The 24,115-nt window shown below is 66.6% G+C and carries 22 protein-coding genes; 5 read left to right on the forward strand and 17 right to left on the reverse strand.

Features of this window, described 5'->3' with window-relative positions:
• Positions 1–71 precede the first annotated feature (71 nt).
• The 5 genes from ACZYSP_RS27750 to ACZYSP_RS27770 form a co-directional block, all read right to left on the reverse strand.
• Positions 72–1,403: an ABC transporter substrate-binding protein gene (locus ACZYSP_RS27750; protein WP_093059333.1), complete on the reverse strand. Its 1,332-nt coding sequence runs from the start codon at positions 1,401–1,403 to the stop codon at positions 72–74.
• 62 nt (positions 1,404–1,465) lie between these two features.
• Complete coding sequence (locus ACZYSP_RS27755; RefSeq protein WP_093059331.1) at positions 1,466–2,530, reverse strand: branched-chain amino acid ABC transporter permease; 1,065 nt, start codon at positions 2,528–2,530, stop codon at positions 1,466–1,468.
• Between the two features lie 3 nt (positions 2,531–2,533).
• Positions 2,534–3,463, reverse strand: a complete 930-nt coding sequence (locus ACZYSP_RS27760; RefSeq protein WP_093059329.1) for a branched-chain amino acid ABC transporter permease — start codon at positions 3,461–3,463, stop codon at positions 2,534–2,536.
• A gap of 15 nt (positions 3,464–3,478) precedes the next feature.
• On the reverse strand, positions 3,479–4,264 hold the full coding sequence (locus ACZYSP_RS27765) for an ABC transporter ATP-binding protein (protein ID WP_093076121.1): 786 nt from the start codon (positions 4,262–4,264) through the stop codon (positions 3,479–3,481).
• Positions 4,261–6,216, reverse strand: coding sequence for an AMP-binding protein (locus tag ACZYSP_RS27770; protein ID WP_093076119.1), 1,956 nt, complete (start codon positions 6,214–6,216; stop codon positions 4,261–4,263). Before ACZYSP_RS27770 ends, ACZYSP_RS27765 begins: the two co-directional genes overlap by 4 nt.
• 84 nt (positions 6,217–6,300) lie before the next feature.
• Here ACZYSP_RS27770 and ACZYSP_RS27775 point away from each other — a divergent pair, with 84 nt between their 5' ends.
• From ACZYSP_RS27775 to ACZYSP_RS27790, 4 genes are read left to right on the forward strand one after another with little or no spacing between them, the layout of a single operon-like run.
• Complete coding sequence (locus ACZYSP_RS27775; RefSeq protein WP_093059323.1) at positions 6,301–7,071, forward strand: Crp/Fnr family transcriptional regulator; 771 nt, start codon at positions 6,301–6,303, stop codon at positions 7,069–7,071.
• Positions 7,068–7,538 (forward strand): hypothetical protein, encoded by a 471-nt coding sequence (locus tag ACZYSP_RS27780; protein ID WP_093076118.1) that lies wholly within the window; start codon positions 7,068–7,070, stop codon positions 7,536–7,538. Before ACZYSP_RS27775 ends, ACZYSP_RS27780 begins: the two co-directional genes overlap by 4 nt.
• Before the next feature lie 60 nt (positions 7,539–7,598).
• Positions 7,599–8,363 (forward strand): SDR family NAD(P)-dependent oxidoreductase, encoded by a 765-nt coding sequence (locus tag ACZYSP_RS27785; protein ID WP_093076116.1) that lies wholly within the window; start codon positions 7,599–7,601, stop codon positions 8,361–8,363.
• Positions 8,364–8,386: 23 nt separating this feature from the next.
• Positions 8,387–8,644 (forward strand): hypothetical protein, encoded by a 258-nt coding sequence (locus ACZYSP_RS27790; RefSeq protein ID WP_093059317.1) that lies wholly within the window; start codon positions 8,387–8,389, stop codon positions 8,642–8,644.
• Between the two features lie 7 nt (positions 8,645–8,651).
• Here the strand turns inward: ACZYSP_RS27790 and ACZYSP_RS27795 are convergent, their stop codons facing one another.
• Together ACZYSP_RS27795 and ACZYSP_RS27800 are read right to left on the reverse strand one after the other, a co-directional pair.
• Positions 8,652–9,668 (reverse strand): MBL fold metallo-hydrolase, encoded by a 1,017-nt coding sequence (locus ACZYSP_RS27795; protein WP_093076115.1) that lies wholly within the window; start codon positions 9,666–9,668, stop codon positions 8,652–8,654.
• Positions 9,669–9,728: 60 nt separating this feature from the next.
• Positions 9,729–10,712: a Bug family tripartite tricarboxylate transporter substrate binding protein gene (locus ACZYSP_RS27800; protein ID WP_093076113.1), complete on the reverse strand. Its 984-nt coding sequence runs from the start codon at positions 10,710–10,712 to the stop codon at positions 9,729–9,731.
• Positions 10,713–10,976: 264 nt separating this feature from the next.
• Here ACZYSP_RS27800 and ACZYSP_RS27805 point away from each other — a divergent pair, with 264 nt between their 5' ends.
• Positions 10,977–11,354, forward strand: coding sequence for a VOC family protein (locus ACZYSP_RS27805; RefSeq protein WP_093076112.1), 378 nt, complete (start codon positions 10,977–10,979; stop codon positions 11,352–11,354).
• A 4-nt stretch (positions 11,355–11,358) separates the two neighbouring features.
• Here ACZYSP_RS27805 and ACZYSP_RS27810 read toward each other — a convergent pair whose 3' ends face one another.
• The 10 genes from ACZYSP_RS27810 to paoA all read right to left on the reverse strand — a co-directional run bounded on the left by ACZYSP_RS27810 (position 11,359) and on the right by paoA (position 24,077).
• Positions 11,359–11,940, reverse strand: coding sequence for a superoxide dismutase (locus ACZYSP_RS27810; protein WP_093076110.1), 582 nt, complete (start codon positions 11,938–11,940; stop codon positions 11,359–11,361).
• A gap of 36 nt (positions 11,941–11,976) precedes the next feature.
• Positions 11,977–12,645: a helix-turn-helix transcriptional regulator gene (locus ACZYSP_RS27815; protein ID WP_097197716.1), complete on the reverse strand. Its 669-nt coding sequence runs from the start codon at positions 12,643–12,645 to the stop codon at positions 11,977–11,979.
• Between the two features lie 36 nt (positions 12,646–12,681).
• Entirely contained in the window at positions 12,682–14,121 is a 1,440-nt protein-coding gene (locus tag ACZYSP_RS27820) for an efflux transporter outer membrane subunit (RefSeq protein WP_093076107.1), read from the reverse strand.
• Positions 14,118–17,198, reverse strand: coding sequence for a MexW/MexI family multidrug efflux RND transporter permease subunit (locus ACZYSP_RS27825; RefSeq protein WP_489017789.1), 3,081 nt, complete (start codon positions 17,196–17,198; stop codon positions 14,118–14,120). Before ACZYSP_RS27825 ends, ACZYSP_RS27820 begins: the two co-directional genes overlap by 4 nt.
• Positions 17,195–18,304 (reverse strand): efflux RND transporter periplasmic adaptor subunit, encoded by a 1,110-nt coding sequence (locus ACZYSP_RS27830; RefSeq protein WP_093076104.1) that lies wholly within the window; start codon positions 18,302–18,304, stop codon positions 17,195–17,197. The genes ACZYSP_RS27825 and ACZYSP_RS27830 overlap by 4 nt, the downstream gene beginning before the upstream one ends.
• Before the next feature lie 213 nt (positions 18,305–18,517).
• On the reverse strand, positions 18,518–19,405 hold the full coding sequence (locus tag ACZYSP_RS27835; protein WP_093076103.1) for a LysR family transcriptional regulator: 888 nt from the start codon (positions 19,403–19,405) through the stop codon (positions 18,518–18,520).
• Between the two features lie 39 nt (positions 19,406–19,444).
• Positions 19,445–20,155 carry a cysteine hydrolase family protein gene (locus ACZYSP_RS27840; RefSeq protein ID WP_177192755.1) on the reverse strand — a complete coding sequence of 237 codons (711 nt, stop codon included), beginning with the start codon at positions 20,153–20,155 and terminating at the stop codon, positions 19,445–19,447.
• Positions 20,156–20,286: 131 nt separating this feature from the next.
• Positions 20,287–22,482, reverse strand: coding sequence for an aldehyde oxidoreductase molybdenum-binding subunit PaoC (gene paoC / locus ACZYSP_RS27845; RefSeq protein ID WP_354336732.1), 2,196 nt, complete (start codon positions 22,480–22,482; stop codon positions 20,287–20,289).
• Positions 22,483–22,485: 3 nt separating this feature from the next.
• Positions 22,486–23,436, reverse strand: a complete 951-nt coding sequence (locus ACZYSP_RS27850) for an FAD binding domain-containing protein (RefSeq protein WP_354336733.1) — start codon at positions 23,434–23,436, stop codon at positions 22,486–22,488.
• Positions 23,433–24,077 (reverse strand): aldehyde dehydrogenase iron-sulfur subunit PaoA, encoded by a 645-nt coding sequence (paoA, locus tag ACZYSP_RS27855; RefSeq protein ID WP_097200658.1) that lies wholly within the window; start codon positions 24,075–24,077, stop codon positions 23,433–23,435. The genes ACZYSP_RS27850 and paoA overlap by 4 nt, the downstream gene beginning before the upstream one ends.
• Between the last annotated feature and the right edge of the window lie 38 nt (positions 24,078–24,115).

Genomic DNA, 24,115 nt, shown 5'->3' on the forward strand with positions numbered 1-24,115 from the left:
ACAGCGCGTGCAGCGCAGTGCTGTTCTTGCGAATGGCGGCTCTCGCGAGCCGCCACGGCACGCTCAGTGCATCAGGACTGGCAATCCGCTGCCTCGCGGCGCGTCAGCTTCTTCTCGCCCGCGTACTTGTCGGCAGCAGACTTCACCATCGGCTTGATGATCTGGTCGTCGGCCTGGTACCAGTCGGACATATCGCCCCACTTCGCGCCGTCCCAGGTGTGCACGCGCGCCCAGGTCGAGCCCATGTGGTCCTGGCACGAAGTGCTCACCGGACGCATCACGCCCGAGAAGCCGAGTGCGTCGAGCTTCTTCTGGTCGAGTGCCAGGTTCTCCATGCCCCAGCGCACTTGCTCGCCGGTCATGACCTTGCCCTTGCCGAAGCGCTCCTGCGCGCGCTTCACGGCCTCGACGGTCAGCATCTGGATGATCACGCCGCGCGTGTAGAGCACCGAGCCCACTTCGTCCTTCGGCCCTGTGCCCTGGCCCTTGTCGTGCACCTGCTTCAGGATGTCCTGGATCACCTTGGGCTGCGTGCCCGAGGTGTTCAGCGCCAGCGCGTGGTAGCCCTTGGCATTGGCGCCCACGTCCTTCACGTCAGGCTCGGCACCGGCCCACCACACGCCGTACATCTTCTCGCGCGGGTAGCCCGTGGCCACGGCCTCTTTCAGCGCGGTGGAGTTCATCACGCCCCAGCCCCACAGCAGCACGAAATCAGGGCGCTGCTGGCGCACCTGCAGCCAGGCCGACTTCTGCTCCACGCCGGGCGCGGTCACCGGGATCAGCGACAGTTCGAAGCCGTTCTGCTTGGCGCGCTCCTGCAGCAGCGGAATGGGTTCCTTGCCGAACGGCGAGTCGTGGTACACGAGGGCGATCTTCTTGCCCTTGAGCTTGTCCATGCCGCCTTCGGCTTTGCCGATGTGCTGGATCAGGATGTCGGCCGCGGTCCAGTAGGAGCCCATCAGCGGAAAGTTCCACTTGAAGACACCACCGTCCTGCGAGGCGGCCAGGCCGTAGCCCAGCGTGATCAGCGGGATCTTGTCGGTCGGCACCTTGTCGGTCAGCGCGAAGGTGATGCCGGTGGCTTGCGGGTCGAACAGCGCAACGCCCGGGCGGCCCTTCAGGCGCTCGTAGCATTCCACGCCCTTGTCGGTGGCGTAGCCGGTCTCGCATTCTTCGTATGTGATCTTCACGCCGTTGATGCCGCCGGTCGCGTTGACCAGCTTGATGTAGTCCTGCTTGCCGTTGGCCCAGGGCGTGCCGTTGGGTGCATAGGGGCCCGTGCGGTACACCAGCAGCGGGAAGAACTGCTCCTTGGCCTGCGCATTGGCGAGCGATGGCGCGAGCAGGGCGCCGAGGGTGCTGGCCACCAGGGCGGCGGTCAGAGCGAGCGATTTCAGTTTCATGCCTGTCTCCTTTGTGGGCACCTCGGTGCCGGGTTTTTTACGAACGGGAACTAACTCATCAATCAGTGAGGGAAGGGCCAGAGCCGCAGCTTCTCTTTGGCCGTGGACCACAGCCGCGCAAGACCGTGCGGCTCGACGATCAGGAAGAACACGATCAGCGCGCCGAAGATCATGGTCTCCAGGTGCGAGGCCAGCGCGGTCGAAATCGAGAAGCCCAGCCACCCCGGCAGCTGGTTCAGAAACAGCGGCAGCAGCACGATGAACGCGGCGCCGAAGAAGCTGCCCATGATCGAGCCGAGCCCGCCGATGATCACCATGAACAGCAGCTGGAACGAGCGGTCGATGCTGAACGCCGCCGGCTCCCACGCACCCAGGTGCACGAAGCCCCACAGCGCGCCGGCCACGCCGACGATGAAGCTGCTCACCGCAAAGGCAGTGAGCTTGGCGTACACCGGGCGAATGCCGATCACCGCGGCTGCCACGTCCATGTCGCGCATTGCCATCCACTCGCGGCCGATGGCGCTGCGCACCAGGTTCTTTGCCAGCAGCGCGAACACCACCACGAAGAGCAGGCAGAACAGATACTTCTGCACCGGCGATTCGATCGGCACGCCGAACACGTTGAGCCCCGCCACGCTCACCGAGCCCGACGAAGAATTGTTGGTGAACCACTGGATGCGCAGGAAGGCCCAGTCGGTGAAGAACTGCGCCGCCAGCGTGGCCACAGCAAGGTACAGCCCCTTGATGCGCAGGCTCGGTATGCCGAACAGCACGCCGATCACCGTCGCGCACAGGCCGCCCAGCAGCAGCGATGCGATCAGCGGCATGCCGTCGATGCGCACCTGGAAGTTGTAGGCCGCGTACGCGCCCACCGCCATGAAGGCACCCGTGCCCAGCGAGATCTGGCCGCAATAGCCAACCAGGATGTTGAGGCCCAGCGCCGCGAGCGAAAGAATCAGGAAAGGCGTGAGGATCGCGCGCATCCAGTAGTCGGACACACCCAGCGGCACCACGACGAAGGCCACGAGCAACAGCACCAGCATCGCGATGCGATCCTGCGCAATCGGAAAGATCTGCTGGTCGGCCCTGTAGCTCGACTTGAACTGACCGTTTTCTCTGTAGAACATTGCTCAGACCCGATCGATGATTTTTTCGCCGAACAGGCCTTGAGGCCGAACGAGCAGGAAGACCAACGCCAACACATAGGCAAACCAGATCTCGATGCCGCCACCGAGCATGGGGCCGAGATAGATTTCAGACAGCTTCTCGCCCACGCCGATCAGCAGGCCGCCGATGATGGCGCCCGGAATCGAGGTGAGCCCGCCGAGGATCACCACCGGCAACGCCTTCAGCGCCACCAGCGAGAGCGAGAACTGCACGCCGAGCTTCGATCCCCAGATGATCCCGGCCACCAGCGCCGAGAAGCCGGCCACCGACCACACGATCACCCAGATGCGCTTGAGCGGAATGCCGATGGACTGCGCGGCCTGGTGGTCGTCGGCCACAGCGCGCAGCGCGCGGCCCGTAGCCGTCTTCTGGAAGAAGATGGCCAGCACCACCACGAGGCCGGCCGCCACCAGCGCGGCGATCAGGTCTTCCTGGCTCAGCAGCAGCCCGCCCTGGAAGGTGCCTTCGAGCACCATCAGCGGTTCCTTGGGCATGCCCACGTCGATCTTGTAGATGTCGTTGCCGAAGATCGTCTGGCCCACGCCGTCGAGAAAGTAGGCGATGCCCAGCGTGGCCATCAGCAGCGTGATGCCTTCCTGGTTCACCAGCTTGCTGAGCGCGAGCCGCTCGATCAGCCAGGCCACCACCACCATCACCGCCATCGCGGCAATGAAGGCCAGGATGTTCGCGAGGATCTGGCTCTGGAAGCCGAACCACAGCGGGAACCACTCGGAGAAGCGCGCCATGGCCAGCGCAGCGAAGAGCACCATCGCGCCCTGCGCGAAGTTGAAGACGCCCGAGGCCTTGTAGATCAGCACGAAGCCGATGGCGATCAGCGAATAGAGCATGCCGACCATGAGGCCGCCGAAGAGGGTTTCAAGAAAAAAGCCCATCGTGTTCTTTCGTGATCAGTGCTCGACGCCGAGGTAGGCGCGGATCACGTCTTCGTTGTTGCGCACTTCATCCGGCGTGCCGTCGCCGATCTTCTTGCCGTAATCCAGCACCACCACCCGGTCGGAGATGTCCATCACCACGCCCATGTCGTGCTCGATCAGCACGATGGTTGCGCCGAACTCGTCGTTCACGTCGAGGATGAAGCGGCTCATGTCCTGCTTCTCTTCCACGTTCATGCCGGCCATCGGCTCGTCGAGCAGCAGCACCTGCGGCTCCATTGCGAGCGCGCGGCCCAGGTCGACGCGCTTCTGCAGGCCGTAGGGCAGGCGGCCCACCGGTGTCTTGCGGTGTGCCTGGATTTCGAGGAAGTCGATGATGTGCTCGACGAATTCGCGGTGCCGCAGTTCCTCGCGCTCGGCGGGGCCCCAGCGCAGGGCTTGTGCGAGCAGGCCGCTCTTCATCTTGAGGTTGCGCCCCGTCATGATGTTGTCGAGCACGCTCATGCCCTTGAACAGGGCCAGGTTCTGGAAGGTGCGCGCCACGCCCATCTCGGCCACCTGGCGCGAGTTCATGTGCTTGAAGGTCTGGCCGCGGAAGGTGATGGAGCCCTGCTGCGGCCAGTACACGCCGTTGATGCAGTTCAGCATCGAGCTCTTGCCCGCGCCATTCGGGCCGATGATTGCGCGCACCTCGTGCTCGCGCACGTTGAAGCTGATGTCGGTCAGCGCCTTCACGCCGCCGAAGCTCAAGGAGATGTTCTGCACGTCGAGGATGACCTCGCCTGTCTTCCGGGTGCTCATGCCGCCGCCTTCACGATGGGAAACGTCTTCGCTTCGACGACTTTCAGCGTGGCGCTGACAACCCCCGTGCGTCCGTCCTCGAACTTGACCTGGGTCTCGATGTACTGCTCGGTCTTGCCGCCATAGAGCGCGGCCACCAGCACCGCGTATTTCTCGGCGATGAAGCCACGGCGCACCTTGCGCGTGCGGGTCAGTTCGTCGTCGTCGGGGTCGAGCTCCTTGTGCAGCACCAGGAAGCGCGCAATCTGCGTCTCGCCCATGCCGTCTTCGCTCGCGAGGTCGGCGTTGACCTTGGCGATGCAATCGGCCACCAGCGCCAGCACGTCGGGCTTGCCGGCCAGGTCGACGTAGCCGCCGTAGGCGAGACCGCGGCGCTCGGCCCAGTTGCCGACGGCTTCGTAGTCGATGTTGATGGCCGCGCACACTTCGTCTCGCGCGTTGCCGAAGCACACGGCTTCCTTGATCTGCGGGAAGAACTTGAGCTTGTTCTCGATGTAGTTGGGCGCAAAGATCGCGCCGCTCACGAGACGGCCCACGTCCTTGGCGCGGTCGATGATGCGCAGGTGCCCTTCGCTGTCGAGCACGCCCGCGTCGCCGGTGTGGAAGTAGCCGTTTGCATCCAGCACTTCGGCCGTGGCGTCGGGGCGCTTGTAGTACTCCTTGAGCACCGATACGCCACGCACCAGCACCTCGCCGTCTTCCGCGATCTTCAGCTCGATGCCCGGCGCGGCCGTGCCCACGGTCTGCAGCTTGACCTTGCCGTCCTGCTGCAGGCACACATACGCGCAGGTCTCGGTCTGGCCGTAGAACTGCTTGAGGTTGACGCCGATGGAGCGGTAGAAGCGGAACAGGTCGGGCCCGATGGCAGCGCCAGCGGTGTAGGCCACGCGGATGCGGCTCATGCCAAGCACGTTGCGCAGCGGTCCGTAGATCAGCAGGTTGCCCAGGCCGTACATCAGGCGGTCGCCGGTGCCCACGGGCGCTCCGTTCAGGATGTCCGCGCCCACGCGCCGCGCCAGCGCCATGAACTTCGCATAGAGCCAGCGCTTGGGCGCGGCCGCGTCTTCCATGCGGATCGACACGGCCGTGAGCAGCCCTTCGAAGGTGCGCGGCGGGCCGAAGTAGTAGCTCGGGCCGATCTCGCGCATGTCGTTCATCACCGTCTCGGCCGACTCGGGGCAGTTGAGCGTGAAGCCGCCCACCAGCCATTGCGCCACCGAGAACAGGTGGTCGCCCACCCACGCCATCGGCAGGTAGCTCATGATGTTGTCGCCGGGGCCGAGCTTGTCGGTCTGCACGCCGCCGCGGCCGGCAGCGATGAAGCTCGCATGCGTCTGGCATACGCCCTTGGGGCGGCCGGTGGTGCCCGAGGTGTAGAGGATCACGCCGACATCCGTAGCCTCTCCGCTGGCCACCGCGCGGTCGTAGTAGCCGACGTTGGCCTTGTCGAACTCGCGGCCCAGCGCGCGCAGTTGCTCGTAGCTCATCAGGCCCGGCTGGTCGTAGTGACGCAGGCCCTTGGGGTCGTCGTAGATGATGTGGCGGATGCCGTGCTGCTGGTCTTTCTGGAGCTCGCGGCATTCGAGCAGTTTGTCGACCTGCTCCTGGTCTTCGACGATCACGAAGTCGATGGCCGCGTCCTGCAGCATGAAGACCATCTCGCTTGCCACCGCATCCTGATACAGCGGCACCGGCACGCCGCGCAGGCTTTGCGCCGCGACCACCGCCATGTACAGGTGCGGCCGGTTGGCGCCGACGATGGCCAGGTTGTCGAAGGGCTTGAAGCCGAGGCTCGCGAGACCGCAGGCCATTTCGCGCACTTCCTGCGCCACGGCGTTCCAGGTCCAGGTTTGCCAGATGCCGAGATCCTTCTCGCGCACGGCGGGCGCCTCGGGTTGGGCGTCGGCATGCGCGAGCAGCAGACGGGGGAAGGTGGGGGCGGTTGTTTGCACAGTGGGCGGATCGTAGGTCTCACTTTGACGCCCGGTTGTCGTTCCAACGACAATCCTAGGGACACTACTCCCCGGAGTTTCCCGATGCCTCACGGCAATCTCAACCACAACGTGCTCGGCGGTTCGATCAAGGATCGCGTGCGTCCCGCCAATGCCGCGGAGCTCGAAGGCATCCCCTGGCTGCCCACGCTCACGCCCGCCGAGCGCCGCCGCGCCGAAGCCGCGCTGGTGGTGGGCGAGGCCGAGCCCGGCGACCTGGTGTGCCGCGTCGGCCGCTCGCCGACCTACTGGTTCGGCGTGGTCGAGGGGCTGCTCAAGATGAGCAACGACAACGCCGACGGCGGCTCGGTCACCTACACCGGTGTGCCGCCAGGCGGCTGGTTCGGCGAAGGCACGGTGATGAAGCGCGAGCCCTACCGCTACAACATCCAGGCGCTGCGGCGCAGCCTGGTGGCGGGGCTGCCGATCGAAAGCTTCCACTGGCTGCTCGACCACTCCATCGGCTTCAACCGCTTCGTGATGAACCAGCTGAATGAACGGCTGGGCCAGTTCATCGCGGCGCTGGAGATCGACCGGCTCAACAACCCCGACGCGCGCGTGGCGCGCAACCTGGTGTCGCTGTTCAACCCGGTGCTGTACCCGGGCGTAGGCGAGGTGCTGCGCATCACGCAGCAGGAGCTGGCCTACCTGGTCGGCCTCTCGCGCCAGCGCGTGAACGAGGCACTGAACGGCCTTTCGGCGCAGGGCCTGATCCGCGTGGAGTACGGTGGGCTGCGCGTGCTCGACCTGCCGGGCCTGCGCGCGACCGCGATGTCGAACAGGAAGAACGCCTCGGCGGAAACGGAAAACACATGACCCTCAAAGACCAGCTCCAGGTGGTGCCCGCGAACGCGGAAGCCGCTTTCATCCCACCGTCAGAGGCGCCGAAGACGAAGGCCGAGGACAGCGGCCCGACGCTGCAGGAGGCCATCGAACGCAACGAGGCGTTGAACGAGAAGCTCGATGCGCTCAACGAAATACTGGCCAAGCCGCTCAGCGAAATTCTTGCCGACCGCGAGAAGTCCGAAGAGGCCGCGCTCGCGTGGGACCGCTTCGGCGCGATGTGGATGCTCTCGCAACGCGCGATGCGACGCGTGGCGCTCGACCTCGCAGCGCAGCTCGGCGTGAGCGAGGAAGAAGTCGTCGCGCGTGCCATGGCCAATGCCAATGCAGTACTCAACGGCGCAGACGAGGTCGACCTCGACGGCACCATCGCTCCTGCGCAGCTGCAGCACATCGCCCGCCACCGCAACTTCCTGCGCAAGCAGTTCCGTACCGGCTGAGCACCAAGGCCTCTCGATACCGCTTAACCTCCCCGCCTTCGTTCAAGAAAGAGCTTCCCGATGACCGCTTCCCACCTCACCCTCATCACCGGCGCCTCGCGTGGCCTGGGCCGTGCCATGGCCGAACAGCTGCTGCAGGCCGGCCACACGGTGCTGGGCATCTCGCGCAAGCAGGATCCGGCGCTTGCCGAAGTAGCCAAGGCCGCCGGCGCCGAACTCGTGCAATGGGAGCAGGACCTGTCCGACCCCGTGGCCGCATCGGCCCGCGTGTCGGCATGGCTCAAGACCATCGACGCGCAACGCTTCGACAGCGTCACGCTCATCAACAACGCCGGCACCGTCGGCAACCCCGCGCCGCTGTCGAGCGCGGTGGAGGCCGAGCTCTCGCTGGCCCTGCGCATCGGCCTCGAAGCGCCGATGCTGCTGACGGCAGCCTTCCTCGGCGCGACCCGCGAATGGCGCGGCGCACGCAAGGTGCTGAACATCTCGTCGGGCCTGGGCCGCAACGCCATGGGCAGCCAGGCGCCCTACTGCGCGGCCAAGGCCGGCATGGATCATTTTTCGCGCGCCGTGGCGCTCGAGGAAGCGAATGCACCGAACGGCGCGCGCATCGTCTCGCTTGCGCCCGGCGTGATCGACACCGACATGCAGGTGCAGCTGCGCAGTGCGTCGGCCGAGAAGTTCCCGGACCGCACGCGCTTCGTGAGCATGAAAGAGGACGGCCGGCTCGACAGTCCCGCCACTGCGGCGGCCAAGGTACTCAAGTACCTGGCGCGCGAAGACTTCGGCAACAACCCCGTGGCCGACGTGCGCGACCCTGCCTGATCGAAACGAAGGACACGCACGCCATGGCCACCGCCAAGTCGATCGACACCATCGAGTACAAGCTCTTCCCGTCGCCGAGGAACGTGCACCGCATCGTCTTCGAGCACCAGGTCTTCGTGCCGTACCCGTACGCACTGATCGTGATGGACGAGTTCTACTTCAAGGGCCGCTACAGCCTGTTCTCGGCCTGCAGGCTGAGCGACGGGAAGATGGGGCAGGTGGCGACGTTCGAGGATGCGTCGGACGTCGCCATCTTCAACACGAAGTTCGTGCCGGACTGAACTGCGACTACTGCATCGCGAACCGGTCGCGCTGCGCCTGCGCGCATTCGCCCATCACGTTCAATGCGCGCTCCACCGTGGGCGTGCCCATCACGAAGGGGTTCGCCGCGCCGGCCGGCTGCTGCCGCATCGCCGCCATCTTGGCCTGCGAGCTGTCGACGTTCGAGTGGTTCGACAGCATCACGTCGATGCCTTGCGCCTTCACCAGGGAGTCCATGCGCCGGGTGGACGCGATGTAGCTGTCCAGCCGAGGCACGTCCTTGCCGAAGTTGAAGCCTGTGCCGCCCCAGAGCATGGCGCGGTGCTTCCTGCCGTTCTCGCTCACGTCGAACACCGGCGAGAGCGTGCCCATGGTGTGGCCCGGCGTGAGGTACAGCGTGACGGTGGTGTCGCCCAGGGTGACGCGGTCGCCGTCCTTTGCCGAGATGTCGCCCGCGCCGCGCTTGGGCGGCGCGCCCCAGATGGGCGTGGCGAACTCCAGCTTCGTCTCGGTCATCGTCCAGTCGGCCTCGCTCATCACCACGCGCGCGCGGTACTTCTGCGCGAGGTAGGGCGCGCCGCCGTAGTGGTCGCCGTGGCCGTGCGTGACGATCACGTACTTGATCTGCGCCGGGTCGAGGCCCAGCTTGCGCATGCCGCCTTCGATCAGCGCGGCGGCCTCCACCTGGTTGTTCAGCGCATCGATGAGGATGATGCCGTCGGAGGTCTTGATGGCCCAGGCACTGACCCAGTCGGCGCCCACGAAATACAGGTTGTCGAAGGCCTTGGCGGGCGGTGGCGCCGGCTTGTTGATGAGCAGGGGGAGTCCCTTGTCGAGCTCCTCCTGCGGCGGACGAGTGGCTGGGGCGGGCTTGCATAGCGTGAGCAGCGGACCGAGGTCGGTGCCCGCGGCCTGCGTGGCCGCCGCGACGTGGGCGGCCACGGTTGCGTCGGAGGGTTTCTGCGCGGGCGTCTGTGCGCAGCCCTGGACGAGGGCGACAACCGCCGCGCTGGCAGCTGTCTTCAGGGAAAAGGAAGGAACCATCGGTGTCTCCATGCCGTCGTTGCGGCTTGTTCTGGAGACACCATTCTGCGGCGCGCAGGCTTATTCGATTGTCGCGCCCGAGGCTTGCACGATGCCCTTCCACTTCTCGTAGTCGGTCTTCAGCAGCGCGCCGAACTGCTCCGGCGTCATGCTCTGCGGCTCCGCGCCCTGCGCGATGATGGCCGCCTTCATTTCAGGCGTGGCCAGCAGCTTGTTGATATCGGCATTCAGCAGCGTCACCACGTCCTTCGGCGTACCGGCCGGCACGAAGATGCCATACCAGGTGCTCACGTCGAAGTCCTTGTAGCCGAGCTCGGCCACGGTGGGCGTGTCGGGCAGCGAGGTGCTGCGCCTGGCCGAGGTGACTGCCAGCGGGCGCAGCTTGCCTGCCTTGATCTGCGCCATGGCCGAGGGCACCGACGACACCATCAGGTCGACGTTGCCCGCGAGCACGTCCATCATGGCCGCGTTGGAGCCCTTGTAGGGCACGTGGCGCATCTTGATCTTGGCGGCGCTGTTGAAGATCTCGCCGGCCAGGTGGATGGTGGTGCCGTTGCCGGGCGAGCCGTAGGTGACGGTGTCTGGCGCGGCGCGCGCGGCTTTCACCACGTCGTCGAGCGTCTTGAACTTGGAGTTGGCCTGCGTGACGATCACCACCGGCGTGTAGGCCACGTGGGCCACCGCGGTGAGGTCTTTCACGGGGTTGTAGCTCAGGTTCTTGTAGAGCCAGGGCGCAACGACCATGTTGTCCTTCTGGCCCATCACGATGTCGTAGCCCGTGGGCGCGGCGCGCGCGGCCTCGGCGATGCCGATGGTGCCGCCGGCACCCGCGCGGTTGTCGGGCACCACGGTCCAGTGATTCACCTCGGTGAGCTTCTGGGCCACCAGGCGCGCCAGGATGTCGGTGCCGCCACCGGGCGGGAAGGGCACGACCATGCGGATGGGCTTGGCGGGGTAGGCCGCGGTCTGTGCATGAGCGGTGGCCGTGAAGGCCAGGGGGAATGCCAGCGCGAAGGCCAGCTTGCCGAGGTGTCTGCGGATCATGGGTTGTCTCTTTGTCGGGGTCGATTCGGGGTTGCAGTCGTTGCCGTCGTCACTGCACCGGGGGTGCAGTGTGCCGGAAGCCGGGTAAGAAGGATTTCTTCATTTGCGATGGGGCTCGTATCGACTTGCGGGGTGCCATTTTCCGATGCCTTGACAGGGCCCTGTCCGACGCAAATACTGCACCGTATGGTTGAGTATTTTTGGCAAGCCCGGCATGCGTCGATGGCACGCCGGGCCTCCCCGAAGGAAACCCAGGAGACTCGCATGCTCGGAAACATCAACGCAGTGGCCAATCTCGCGGTGAAAGACCTCGCGGTGGCCCGCCGCTTCTACGAAGACACGCTGGGCCTGTCGCAGGTCGATGCGGAGGGCGATGAAGTCATCGTCTACCGCAGCGGCAACACGCGAATCAACGTGTACCGCTCGCAGTTCGCCGGAACGAACCAGGCGACGGCCGTCACCTGGCAGGTGGGCGAAGACATTGAGCGCCTCGCCGCTGCCCTCAAGGCCAAGGGCGTGCGCTTCGAGCATTACGACATGCCCGACACGAAGCGCGTGGGCGACCTCCATGTCATGGGCGACATGAAGGTCGCATGGTTCAAGGACCCGGACGGGAACATCCTGAACCTGATCAACGGCTGATCGATCAGCCGAAGTTCTTCGCCGCGAAGTCCCAGTTCACCAGCTTGACCAGGAAGGTCTCGACGAACTTCGGGCGCAGGTTGCGGTAGTCGATGTAGTAGGCGTGTTCCCAGACGTCCACCGTCAGCAACGCGGTGTCTGCAGTGGTCAGCGGCGTGCCCGCGGCGCCGGTGTTCACGATGTCCACCGAACCGTCGGCCTTCTTCACGAGCCACGTCCAGCCCGAACCGAAGTTGCCCACGGCCGACTTCACGAAGGCTTCCTTGAAGGCGTCGTAGCTGCCCCACTTGGCTTCGATGGCCTTGGCCAGCGCGCCGGTGGGAGCGCCGCCGCCCTGCGGCTTCATGCAGTTCCAGAAGAAGGTGTGGTTCCAGATTTGCGCGGCGTTGTTGTAGATGCCGCCGCTGGACTTCTTGATGATCTCTTCGAGCGTCAGCGACTCGAACTCGGTGCCCTTTTGCAGGTTGTTGAGGTTCACCACGTAGGCGTTGTGGTGCTTGCCGTAGTGGTACTCGAGGGTTTCCTGCGAGTACTCGGGTGCCAGCGCATCGAGGGCGTAGGGCAGGGGTGGGAGCTTGTGTTCCATCGTGGTTTCCTTGTGGTGGTTGCTGAAAAAACAGAGTCAGGCATTCGCCTTGGGTTCGACCCGGTAGGCGCACCTTCGCGCGCCCGCCAGTACGTGCTCGACGCGGCTGACGCTCACGTCGGGCCCCAGCACTTCGTCGAAGAGTTGCAGCTCACTGCGGCAGAAGCCCGTGCAGGCCTGCGCCGCGGTGCAGATGGGGCAGTGGTTCTCGATGAATAGAAACCCCTTGCCCTGTTCGTCGGGCCGGAACTCGGCCATGTAGCCCTCGCGGCTGCGGATTTCCGCCAGCCGCTCCAGCCGAGCCTTGAGGCTGCGCGCGCCGCGCATGGCCTCGGTGTAGTTGGTGCGCATGGTGGCTTCGCGCGCGCTGATGAGCTGGTCCATGCCCTTCTCGCCGAACACGCTGATGACGGCGCTGATCATCTGTACCGTCATCTCGGCATGCGTGTCGGGAAAGCGCTTGTGGCCCTCCCCGGTGAGCCGCCAGATCTGCGTGGGCCGGCCGCGGCCGCTGGAGCGGCTCTCGGCGTCGACCAGGCCTTCGGCTTCCAGCTTGGCCATCTGCTGGCGCACCGCCTCAACCGTGACGTTCAGCACCTTGGCGATGTCGGGAATGCCGAGCGCGCCGCGGGTCTTGAGCGTCGAGAGGATGCGGTCTGCCGGCTGGTGCGGCATCCAGGTGGGCTTGGCATCGGGGGCGGACATGGCGGATTCGGTCGTAGGGAGGAAACAGCGCCATTGTCAGGTGGTTGGCACTCCCTTCGCAGCGGCGGGTGCTTGCCAGCCGCCGCCCAGCGCCTTGTAGAGCGCGACGAGGCTGGTGTACGAGGCGGTTTCAGCCTCGGCCACCGCGTCTTGCGCGCGCAGCAGGGTGCGCTGCGCATCGAGCACGCTCAGGTAGGGCGCGGCCCCTTCGCGGTAGCGCACCTCGGCCAGCTCGGCGGCGCGGCCGCTGCGGGCGGAGGCTTCCACCAGCCGCTGCAGGCGCAACTGGTTCTGGCCGTAGCCGGTGAGGGCGCCTTCCACGTCCTCGATGGCGCGCAGCACGGTCTGCTCGTAAAGCGCACGGTCGCCTTGGGCGCGGGCTTCGGCGCCACGCACGCGGGCCTTCACCGAGCCCAGCCGGAGAGCCGGCCAGCTCACGCCCGGCGTCACGCTGAAGGCGCGGCTCGGCGAACTGCCCAGGTCGGAGCCCCGCAGCGCGACGAAGCCCAGGAAGCCGCCGATGTCGAAGCGCGGATACAGCTCGGCCGTGACCGCACCCACGTCGGCCGTGCTGGCCGCCAAGCCGCGCTCGGCGCGCAGCACGTCGGGCCGGCGGCGCAGCAGTTCGGCCAGGTCGCCGATGGGCAGGCGCTTGTCGAGCACGCGCAGCTGGCGCGGCTGCAGCATCGGCTCCAGCTCGCCGGGGCGCAGGCCGGCCAGCACCGCGACGCGGTAGGCCGACTGCCGGCGTGTGGTTTCGAGCGCGGGCAGCTGGCTTTCGGTGGTTGCCAGGTTGGCCTGCGCGCTTGCCAGATCGCCTTCGAGGCCGCGGCCGGTCTGCACCTGCGCCTCGGTCACGCGCAGGCTCTGGCGCAGGCTGTCGAGCGTGCTGCGCGTCACGGCAATGCGTTGCTCGGCGCCGCGCATCTCGTAGTAGTTGCGCGCCAGCTCGGCCACGGCAACGATGCGCACCTGTTCGAGATCGGCGGCGCTGGCCTCGGTGCGCGCGGTCGCTGCCCCGTCGAGCCGCTTCAGGCGGCCGAACAAATCGATTTCCCACGAGGCGTCGAAGCCCGCGCGGCTGCTCTGCGACAGCGAACGCACATCAGGCTGCGTGCCGCTGTTGCCTTGCGCAATGCTGCGCGTCTTGCTCGCAACGGCGGTCACGACCGGCAGCCGGTCGAGCTCCGCCTCGGTCTGCGTGGCGCGGGCTTCGAGCAGCCGGGCCTGCGCGATGCGGATGTCGTGGTTCTCGGCCAGTGCGCGGTCGATCAGCGCGTCGAGCTGCGGATCGTCGAGCTGGCGCCACCAGTCACGCTGCACCGCGTCGTCGGCGAACAGCGAGCGCTCGGGCGCAGTGATGGCAACGGGTGCGTCGGCCGGCGCCTTGTAGTCCGGCCCGACGGCGCAGCCGGCCAGCACCAGCATGCTCAATGCGAAGGGAGCGGCGTAGGAAAAGAGTCGGTTCATGGTCATGCTCCTTCGGCCAGCGCATCGAGTTCGGCCGCGCGCTGCGAGTGGCCCGCCGCGCGGTGGTCGCGCGCCAGCAGCGTGTACATCGTGGGCAGCACGAACAGCGTGAACAGCGTGCCCACCAGCATGCCGACCACGATCACTAGGCCGATGCTGAAGCGGCTGTTGGCACCCGCGCCGCTGGCAAACAGCAGCGGCACAAGGCCCATCACCATCGCGGCCGTGGTCATAAGAATGGGGCGCAGCCGGATGCGTGCGGCCTCCTCGATCGACGCGCGCCGGTCGAAGCCCTTGTGCACCTGGATCTCGTTGGCAAACTCCACCATCAGAATGCCGTGCTTGCTGATGAGCCCGATCAGCGTCACCAGCCCGATCTGCGTGTAGATGTTGATGGTGCCGAAGCCCAGTGCCAGCGGCACCAGCGCGCCGCAGATCGACATCGGCACGCTGATCAGAATGATCAGCGGGTCGCGCAGGCTCTCGTACTGCGCGGCCAGCACCAGGTAGATCACCACGATGGCGAACACGAATGCCATCACCAGCGCCGAGCCCTCCTGCGTGAACTGCCGTGCGTCCGACTGCCAGTCGTAGCTGAAGCCGGCCGGCAGCTTCTTCGCCTCTTCGCTCAGGAAGGCCACCGCGTCGCCCATGGTCACGCCGGGCATCGGAATGGCCTGGAAGGTAGACGCGTTGAGCTGGTTGAACTGCGTGAGCTTGTTGGGCCCCACGCTGGTCGACAGCTGCACCAGGTTGGCCAGCGGCACGGGCTGGCCGCTGGCGCTCTTCACGAAGTAGCGCGACAGCGCTTCTGCCGACAGGCGCTGCTCGCGCGGCGACTGCGGAATCACGTCGTACGAGCGGCCGTCCATGCCGAAGCGGTTGACGTAGTTCTCGCCCACCAGCACAGCCAGCGCGTCGCCGATGGACTTCATCGTCACGCCCATGCTGTTGGCCTTGGCTCGGTCGACGCGGATCTCGACCGTGGGGTTGTTGAATTCCAGGTCGCTGTCGACCACGGCGAACTTGCCGCTGTCGCGCGCCGACTTCTTCAGCGCTTCCATCGCCTCGAACACGGTGCGATGGTCGCCCGCGCTGCGAATGACCATCTGCACCGGCAGCCCGCCGGTAGAGCCCGGCAGCGAGGGCAGCTGGAACGCGAAGACGCTGCTGCCTTCCACGTCATTCATGCGGCCCTGCGTGTCGCCCTGGATCTGGTCGGCGTTGCGCTTGCGGTCTTTCCAGTCGGACAGCTGCACGCCGCCGATGCTGTTCGACACGCCGTCCGAGCCGTTGATGAGCCAGCGGCCGGTGTTCTCGGGCAGCGTGGCGAACACCTCGTCCCACTTCTTGCCGAACTTCTCGACGTAGTCGATGTTCGCGTGCTGCGGCGACTTGATGGCCGTGAGCACCATGGCCTGGTCTTCACTCGGGGCCAGCTCGCGCTGCGCCGCGTTGTAGAGGAAGGGCAGGCTCACCAGCACCAGCGCCGCGAACGTGCCGGTCACCCAGCGGTGGTGCAGCGACACGTCGAGCAGCCGGCCATAGCCCGTGGCGAGCCGGTGGAAGAAGGCCTCGGCAGCGCGCGCCATGCGGCTGCCTGCGGTGTCCTGCGGCAGCAGGAACGAGCTCATCACCGGCGACAACGTGAGCGCGATCACGCCCGACACCACCACCGCACCCGCCAGCGTGAAGGCGAACTCCTTGAAGAGCGAACCGGTGAGCCCGCCCATGAGCCCGATGGGCGCGTACACCGCGGCGAGCGTGAGCGTCATCGCGATCACCGGGCCGGCCACTTCGCGCGCGCCTATCAATGCGGCCTGCACGCGCGACTTGCCTTCTTCTATGTGGCGGTGCACGTTCTCCACCACCACGATGGCGTCGTCCACCACCAGCCCGATGGCCAGCACCATCGCCAGCAGCGTCAGCAGGTTGATGCTGAAGCCGAACAGCAGCATCAGCGCGGCGGCGCCCAGCATCGACAGCGGAATCGTCACCACCGGAATGAGCACCGCGCGGATCGAGCCCAGGCACAGGAAGATCACGATCACCACGATGGCGATGGCTTCGAGCAGCGTGTGCCGTACCTCGTCGATGGAAGCCTCGATGAAGCGCGCCAGCTCGAAGGGCAACTGCACTTCAACGCCCGGCGGCAGGTTCTGCTTGATGCCGGGCAGCAGCTCGCGGATGCGCTTCACGATCACCAGCGGGTTGCCGTTGGGCGCCGCCTGCAGGCCGAGGTAGATCGCGGGCACGCCGTCCATCGTCGCGCTGCTGTCGGCGCTTGCAGCGCCCAGCTCCACCGTGGCCACGTCGCCCAGGCGCACGATGGCGTCGCCGTCTCGCTTGATCACCATGTCGCGGAACTCGGCCACGTTCACCAGGTCGGTGTTCACGCGGATGTTCGACACCACGTACAGGCCCTTCACCTGGCCGGGTGCGGCCTGCACGTTGTTCTGGCGCAGCGCGTCGGCCAGTTCGCCGGCCGAGATGCCGCGCGCGGCCATGCGGTTAGGGTCGAGCCACACGCGCATGGCGAGCGTCTGCCCGCCCGACACCTCGACGCCCGATACGCCGGTGATGGAGGCGAACTGCGGCTGCACCACGCGCGAGAGGTAGTCGGTGAGCGCCGGCATCGGCATCGTCTTGCTGGAGAAGCCGACATAGGCCACAGCGGTTGCCTCGCCCGACGACTTCAGGATCACCGGGTCGAAGGCCTCGGCCGGCAACCGGTACTTCACCTGGCTGACCTGCGCCATGGCTTGCGTGAGCGCCTGGTTGGCATCGGCGTTGAGCTTCATGCGCACGCTGATCACGCTGCGGCCCAGCGTGGAAGACGACGAGAGGTAGTCGACGTTCTCGATGGTCGCCACCGCCTGCGCGATCGGCTGCGTGACGAAGCCCTGCATCAGCTCCGGCGAAGCGCCGGGGTACTGCGTGGTGATGGTGAGCGTGGTGCTCTCGGTCAGCGGGTACTGCCGCACCGGCAGGTCGCCCAGCGCACGCGCGCCGAGCAGCAGGATGAGCGTGCTCACCACCAGCGCCAGCACGGGGCGGCGCACGAAGAGGTCGGTGAACTTCATGACTTCGATTCCTGCGCGACGGCCAGCGTGTCTTTTGCAGTCGGCATCACGGCGGCGCCGGTGTACAGGCGCAGCTGGCCGGAGGTGACGACCTTGTCGCCGGGCATCAGGCCTTTTTCGATGACGACCAGGCCGTCCTGCCGCTCGCCGGCTTTCACGAACACCTGCTGCGCCGTGAAGCCGTCACCCTTCTCGGCGGGCCGCACCACGAAGACCGAGTCGCCGTGCGTGCTGTAGGTGATGGCCGTCTCGGGCACGGTGATGGCGTCGGCACGCGCCGGCAGCGCGACCTTGCCGTTGACGAACATGCCCGGCGTGAGGGCGCCGTCGGCGTTGTCGATAGTGGCCTGCAGGCGCACCGTGCGCGTGTCGCTGCCGATCTGCGGCTCGATGGTGCTGAGTCGGCCCTGGAACACGCGGCCCGGGTAGGCATCGACCGAGAGCGCCACCTGCTGGTTGCGCTTGAGCACCGGCAGCGCTGTTTCGGGCAGCGTGAGGTTGGCGAACAGCGTGCGGCTGTCGGTGAGCGACACCAGCGCATCTCCGGCCCGCACGAACTGGCCGAGGTTGACGCGGCGGATGCCGAGCACGCCGTCGAACGGCGCCTTGATGCGCTTCTGCTCCAGCAGCGCCTGCACGCGCCGCAGATCGCCGCTGGCCTGGTCGAAGGCGGCCTGCGCCTGTTCGAGCTGTTCCTGCGTGGCCGCCTGCTGCGGCACCAGGCGGCGCGTGCGGTCGAGCAGTGCCTTGGCATTGGCGCGCTGGGCCGTCAGGCGCTCCAGGTCGCCCTGCTCGGGTGCGTCGTTGAGCTGCACCAGCAGCTGCCCCGCGCGCACTTCGCCGCCGGGCGTGAAGAGAATCTTCGCGACGCGGCCTTCCACTTCCGCCGGCACTTCGACCTGCCGGTTGGCCTCCAGCGTGCCGATGCCGCTGAGGAAGCGTGCCACCTCAGTCTTCTGCGCGGAGGCCACCGCCACCTTGGCCGGCGGCCTGCCGCCACCCTCCGCATGCGCCGGCGTGAGCTTCGTGACGAGCCCGTAGCCGGCTCCCCCAATTACCAATGTCGCGAGGCCGGCGCCTAGCCACGCCCTTGATTGCTTGTTCATTACGACGTCCATTATTAATCAAAGAAAATACTTTGATTATTAAAAGATGCCGGTGGCCTGTCGATGAAGGCGTGGCAATGGCCGTCATAGGCCGGGGCTATTTGTGCAAGGCTGTGCATGTCGAGTTCTCCAGGGTTGCGCGGGGATTCCCGCTGACCTCAAGAAGACGCGCCACCCACCCGGGTTGTGACAACCCGGTGCCTTGCTATCTGTCTATCTGTAGTGAGTCGCCATGAAATCGATGAAGGCGCGCACCGCGGGCTGCACGTGCCGCGTGCGCGGATAGAGCGCCGCATAGGTGCGCTGACCGAGCGTGACCTCCGGCAGAACGCGCACCAGCGCACCCGCCTGAAGATCGGCGCGCACCGTGTGCCATGTCAGCGCCGCAATGCCCAGCCCGCATTTCGCGGCCGAATACAGCGCGGTGATCGTGTCGCACGCGAAGCGCGCATCCGGCTTGAGCGTTTGCTGTTGGCCGTCGCGCAGGTGGAGGGTCCAGTGCGCAGGGCTTTCCGGCCCGTTGTGCTGCAGGCACTGGTGCTGCGACAGGTCTTCCGGCGTGCGGGGCAGGCCGTGCTCGGCCAGATAGCGTGGCGCGGCGACCAGCACCATGTCGGAGACGGCCAGCGTCCGCGCCATCATCGAGGCATCTTCCAGCTCGGCGCTGATGCGCAGCGCGACGTCGATGCCTTCGGCGACCAGCTTGGTGAAGCGGTCGGTGCAAACGACTTCCAGCCGGATGCCTGCATGCCGCGCCTGAAAGGCCGGCAGCCAGTCGGGCAGCTCCAGCGTCGCGATCGAGAGCGGCATGCTTACCTTCAGTGTTCCCGAGGGCGCCTTGCTATCCGCCGCCGCATCGGCATGGGCCGCATCCAGTCGCGAGAGGATGTCCGTGCAGGCGGCGAGATAGCGATGCCCCGCTTCGGTCAGCGTGATACCGCGCGTGTCGCGCCGCACCAGCTGCGCGCCGAGCGACGCCTCCAGTGCCTGCAACTGGCGCGACAGGCTGGAGTGCGTGGTGCCCAGCGACTGCGCCGCCGACGAAAGGCTCTTCGCCTGCGCGATGCGTTGAAAGGCGCGCATCGCCTTCACCTGATCCATGCGCCGCCCTCCCGCGGGTTCTTTAGATTTCTCGCATTTTCAGGCAACCGGCAATGCCAGGATCTGCGCGGTGGTCAGCACCTCGCCGAAGGTGTCTTCGATCTCGGCCAGCGCTGCGCGATGCAGGCTGTCGTGCGAAACGGTGTCGCCGTTCTCGCGGAGGATCGACCGGGTGGCCGTGGCATCGGACGACACCACCACGTCGAAGCCCTGCACAGCGGCGTCGCGGGCCGCACCAGCCACGCATGCGTGGGTCATGAGCCCGGTGATGACGAGCGTCTGCACGCCGGCTGAGCGCAGGCGCTGTGCGATGTCGGTGCTGGCGAACACGCTGACGGTGGTCTTCTGCACGACCGTATCGCGCGCCCTCGGTTGCATGTCTGCGTGGAACTTCACGGTGTCGCCACCTTGGGCGAATGTCGCGGAGCCTGCCGGTGCCACGTGCTGTATCTGGAACACGGGGAAAGCGTGCCGGTCCGCCCACGCCAGCAGGCGCTTCGTGCGGGCGACGGCATCCGATGCGTCGGCAATGGGCATGCGGCCGGTGAAGTATTCGTTCTGGAAGTCGATCACCAGCAAGGCGGTGGCCTTGCCGTTCAATTGCTGCAGAGGTTTCGCGCCCGACATGGCGCGAAGGGTCGGCGTCGGTGCGGGGGAAGACGCGGGTGCGGCAGCGGAAGTGCCGACGATGCCGGCCGCGCAGGGCACGGCCAATACGCTCATGAGTCCGCGGCGAGAGAGTCCTGACATGGTTGCTGTTCCTGGAAGAGATTCATCAAAAGTGATGAGGAAGTCTAGGAACGGCAGCGGACAGCGACTAGGCCGGCACGGCGACAAGTGTTGTGCGGCTTGCGCACACCGCCGCCGGACGCGGATGCAATTCAAGCCGCGTCGGGCATCCGGCTGATGAGCTTGTCCAGCGTGATCGGATAGTCGCGCACCCGTATGCCCGTCGCGTTGTGGATCGCATTCGCCACCGCCGCACCCACGCCGCAGATGCCGAGTTCACCGACGCCCTTGGCCTTCATCGGCGAAGAGATCGGATCGGTCTCGTCAAGGAAGATCACTTCCTGGTGCGGGATGTCGGCATGCACCGGCACCTCGTAGCCGGCCAGGTCGTGGTTGACGAAGAAGCCCAGGCGCTCGTCCACGGCGAGCTCTTCCATGAGCGCGGCTCCTACCCCCATGGTCATCGCGCCGATGACCTGGCTGCGCGCCGACTTGGGGTTGAGGATGCGGCCCGCGGCGCAGACGGCGAGCATGCGTCGCACCCGTATCTCGGCAGTGAATGCGTCGACCCCAACTTCCACGAAGTGCGCGCCGAAGGTGGACTGCTGGTATTGCTTGTCGAGGTTGCCGAACTCCAGCACGTCTTCCGCGACGATGCTCTCGCCGGCCGCGATACCGGCGAGCGGCACGCTGCGGCCACTGGCGCGCACCATGCCATCCGCGAAGACGGCGCCGGCGGAGTCAAGGCCCGCCCGCTGCGCGACGGCCTCCCGCAGCTTGGTGCAAGCAGCGTAGACGCCAGCCGTCGAGCAGTTGGCGCCCCATTGCCCGCCGGAACCGGACGACGCGGGAAAGTGCGAATCGCCGAGCCGCACGACCACGCGTTCGAGCGGCACGCCCATCATCTCGGCGGCCGTCTGCGCAATGATCGTGTAGCTGCCGGTGCCGATGTCCGTCATGTCGGTCTCGACCGTCACAACGCCGCGCGCATCCAATGCCACGCGCGCAGCCGACTTCATCACCTGGTTGTTGCGGAAGGCCGCCGCCACACCCATGCCGACGAGCCATCGGCCGTCGCGCACGAGGCCGGGCCGCGCGCTGCGCTTGTTCCATCCGAAGCGCTCGGCACCCGTGCGCAGGCACTCGATGAGGCGGCGCTGCGAGAAGGGGCGGCTCGGGTTGGCCGGGTCTACCTGCGTGTCGTTGAGCACGCGGAACTCGATGGGGTCGATGCCCAGCTGCTGCGAGATTTCGTCGACGGCAATCTCCAGCGCCATCAGCCCCGGCGCCTCGCCCGGTGCGCGCATCGCGTTGCCTTCGGGCAGGTCGAGCAGGGCCAGCCGGGTGCCGGTGAGCCGGTGTTCGCCCGCGTAGAGCAGGCGCGTCTGCTGCACTGCGTTCTCGGGCTTGCCGTCCACTAGGTTGCCGGACCAGCTTTCATGGCCGATGGCGGTGATCTTTCCCTGCGCGGTGGCGCCGATGCGGATGCGCTGGATCGTCGCGGGCCGGTGCGTGGTGTTGTTGGCGATCAGTGGGCGCTGCAGCGCGACTTTGACCGGCCGGCGCGCAATGCGCGCGCCCAGCGCCGCCAGCAGCGTGTCCGCCCGCAGGAACAGCTTGCCGCCGAAGCCGCCACCGATGTAGGGAGACATGAGATGGACCTTGTCCTTGGGCATGTCCAGCGTCTTCGCGAGCTCGCCGGTGGTCCAGTCGATCATCTGGTTCGAGGTCCACACGGTGAGCCTGTCTCCATTCCACGCGGCGATGGTGGCTTGCGGCTCCATCATGGCGTGCGAGTGGTCGGGCGTGGTGTAGGTCTGGTCCAGCCGCACCTCGGCCTTGGCGAATGCGCTGGCGAAGTCGCCGACGGTGTTGTCGCGGTTGATCGTCTTGCGGTCCGTCGAAGCCTTCGCGTCCGCGAGGCCGAAGCTGCCTTCGGCGCGTGCGTACTTCACCTGCACGAGCTGCGCCGCGGCGCGCGCCTGCTCGAAGGTCTGCGCCACGACGAGCGCAACGGCCTGGTGGTAGTGGTCGATGACGGGGCCACCGAGCAGCCGGGCCGTATTGAAATTGCCCTTGCCCAGCTTGCCTGCGTTCTCGTGGGTGACGATGGCGATCACGCCCGGCGCGGCCTTCGCGCGGCTCAGGTCGATCGAAACGATCCGGCCCTTGGCAATGGCCGATCCGACGATGTAGCCGTAGGCCTGATTGGCCACAACGTCGTGCCTCTCGTATGCGTAGGGGGCAGTGCCCGTGGTCTTGAGCGGACCGTCGATGCGGTCCACCGGCTGGCCGATCACCTTCAGCTGGTCGATGGGGTTGGTGGTGGCGGGGGTGTCGAACTTCATCGCTCAGCTCCTGGCTTGCGTCAGCACCGCATCGAGCGTGCGCTCGACCAGCGATACCTTGAAGGTGTTCTGTGAAGTGGGCTTGGCGCCGGCAAGCAATGCCGCGGTCACGGCCCTGGCGCCGCGAGGCATCTCGGCCTCCGCCGCCTCGACGCGCCACGGTTTATGTGCGACGCCGCCCACCGCAATGCGGGCACTGCCATCGCGCTGCACGATCGCACCTACCGAAACCAGCGCGAAGGCATAGGAGGCCCGGTCGCGCACCTTCTGATAGATGTGCCTGCCGCCCACCGGTGCGGGGAGCTTGACCGACGTGACCAGCTCGCCGGGGGCCAGCGCTGTTTCAACATGCGGCGTAGCGCTGGGCAGCTTGTGGAAGTCGGCGATGGGGATGGTGCGCCGCGAGCCGTCGGCGCGGATGGTCTCCACCGTTGCGTCGAGCGCACGCATCGCGACGGCCATGTCGCTGGGATGCGTCGCGATGCATGCATCGCTCGTGCCCACGATCGCATGCTGCCGGGTGTATCCGCCGATGGCCGAGCAGCCGCTGCCGGGCTGGCGCTTGTTGCAGGCCTGGTTGGTGTCGTAGAAGTAAGGGCAGCGCGTTCGCTGCAGCAGGTTGCCCGCGGTCGTTGCCTTGTTGCGCAACTGGCCCGAAGCGCCGGCGAGCAGGGCGCGCGACAGCAAACCGTGGTCGCGCCGCACGCGGCTGTCGGCGGCAAGATCGGTGTTGCGCACCAGCGCGCCGATGCGCAGGCCGCCGTCGGGCGTGCTTTCGATCTTGTCGAAGCCCAGGCCGTTGACGTCGATCAGGTGAGCGGGCGTCTCTATCTCCAGCTTCATGAGGTCGAGCAGGTTGGTGCCGCCCGCGATGAAGCGCGCACCCGGCACCCTTGCCGCCTTCATGACGGCCTCCGTCGGCGAAGACACGCGCTCGTAGGTGAAGGACTTCATGCCGTTCTCCCCGCGGCCACTTCGGTGATCGCATCGACGATGTTGCTGTAGGCCCCGCATCGACAGATGTTGCCGCTCATGCGCTCGCGCAGTTCCACCACCGTGACTTGGGGTCTGGCCGTCAGGTCGGCACTCACGTGGCTGGGGATGCCTTCGCGAATCTCATTCAGCACGGAGACGGCGGAGCAGATCTGCCCCGGCGTGCAGTAGCCGCACTGGTAGCCGTCGTGCTTCACGAAGGCAGCCTGCATCGGATGCAGCGCGCCCGGCTTGCCCAGGCCTTCGATAGTGGTGACCTTGGCGCCTTCATGCATTACCGCCAGCGTCAGGCACGAGTTGATGCGGCGGCCGTCCACCATCACGGTGCAGGCGCCGCATTGGCCGTGGTCGCATCCTTTCTTGGTGCCGGTCAGGTGCAGGTGCTCGCGCAGCGCATCGAGCAGGGTGGTGCGGTTGTCCAGTGTCAGGACGTGTGTCTTGCCATTCACTTCAATGGTCGTCTTCGACAGGCCGGAGAGCTTTGGCGCGGGTGTCGTCGCCGCGTTGGCCGCTGGAGCCTCCGCGACCACTGCCGCCGAAGCGGCCCCGGCAATCAGCAGATCGCGCCTGGAGATGGTGGTGGGTTCGTCGGGGGTATTCATGCCGTGCCGCGTGCCTTTCATCTCGAACAACTGCAATC

The organism is Variovorax sp. F042, assembly GCF_057814215.1.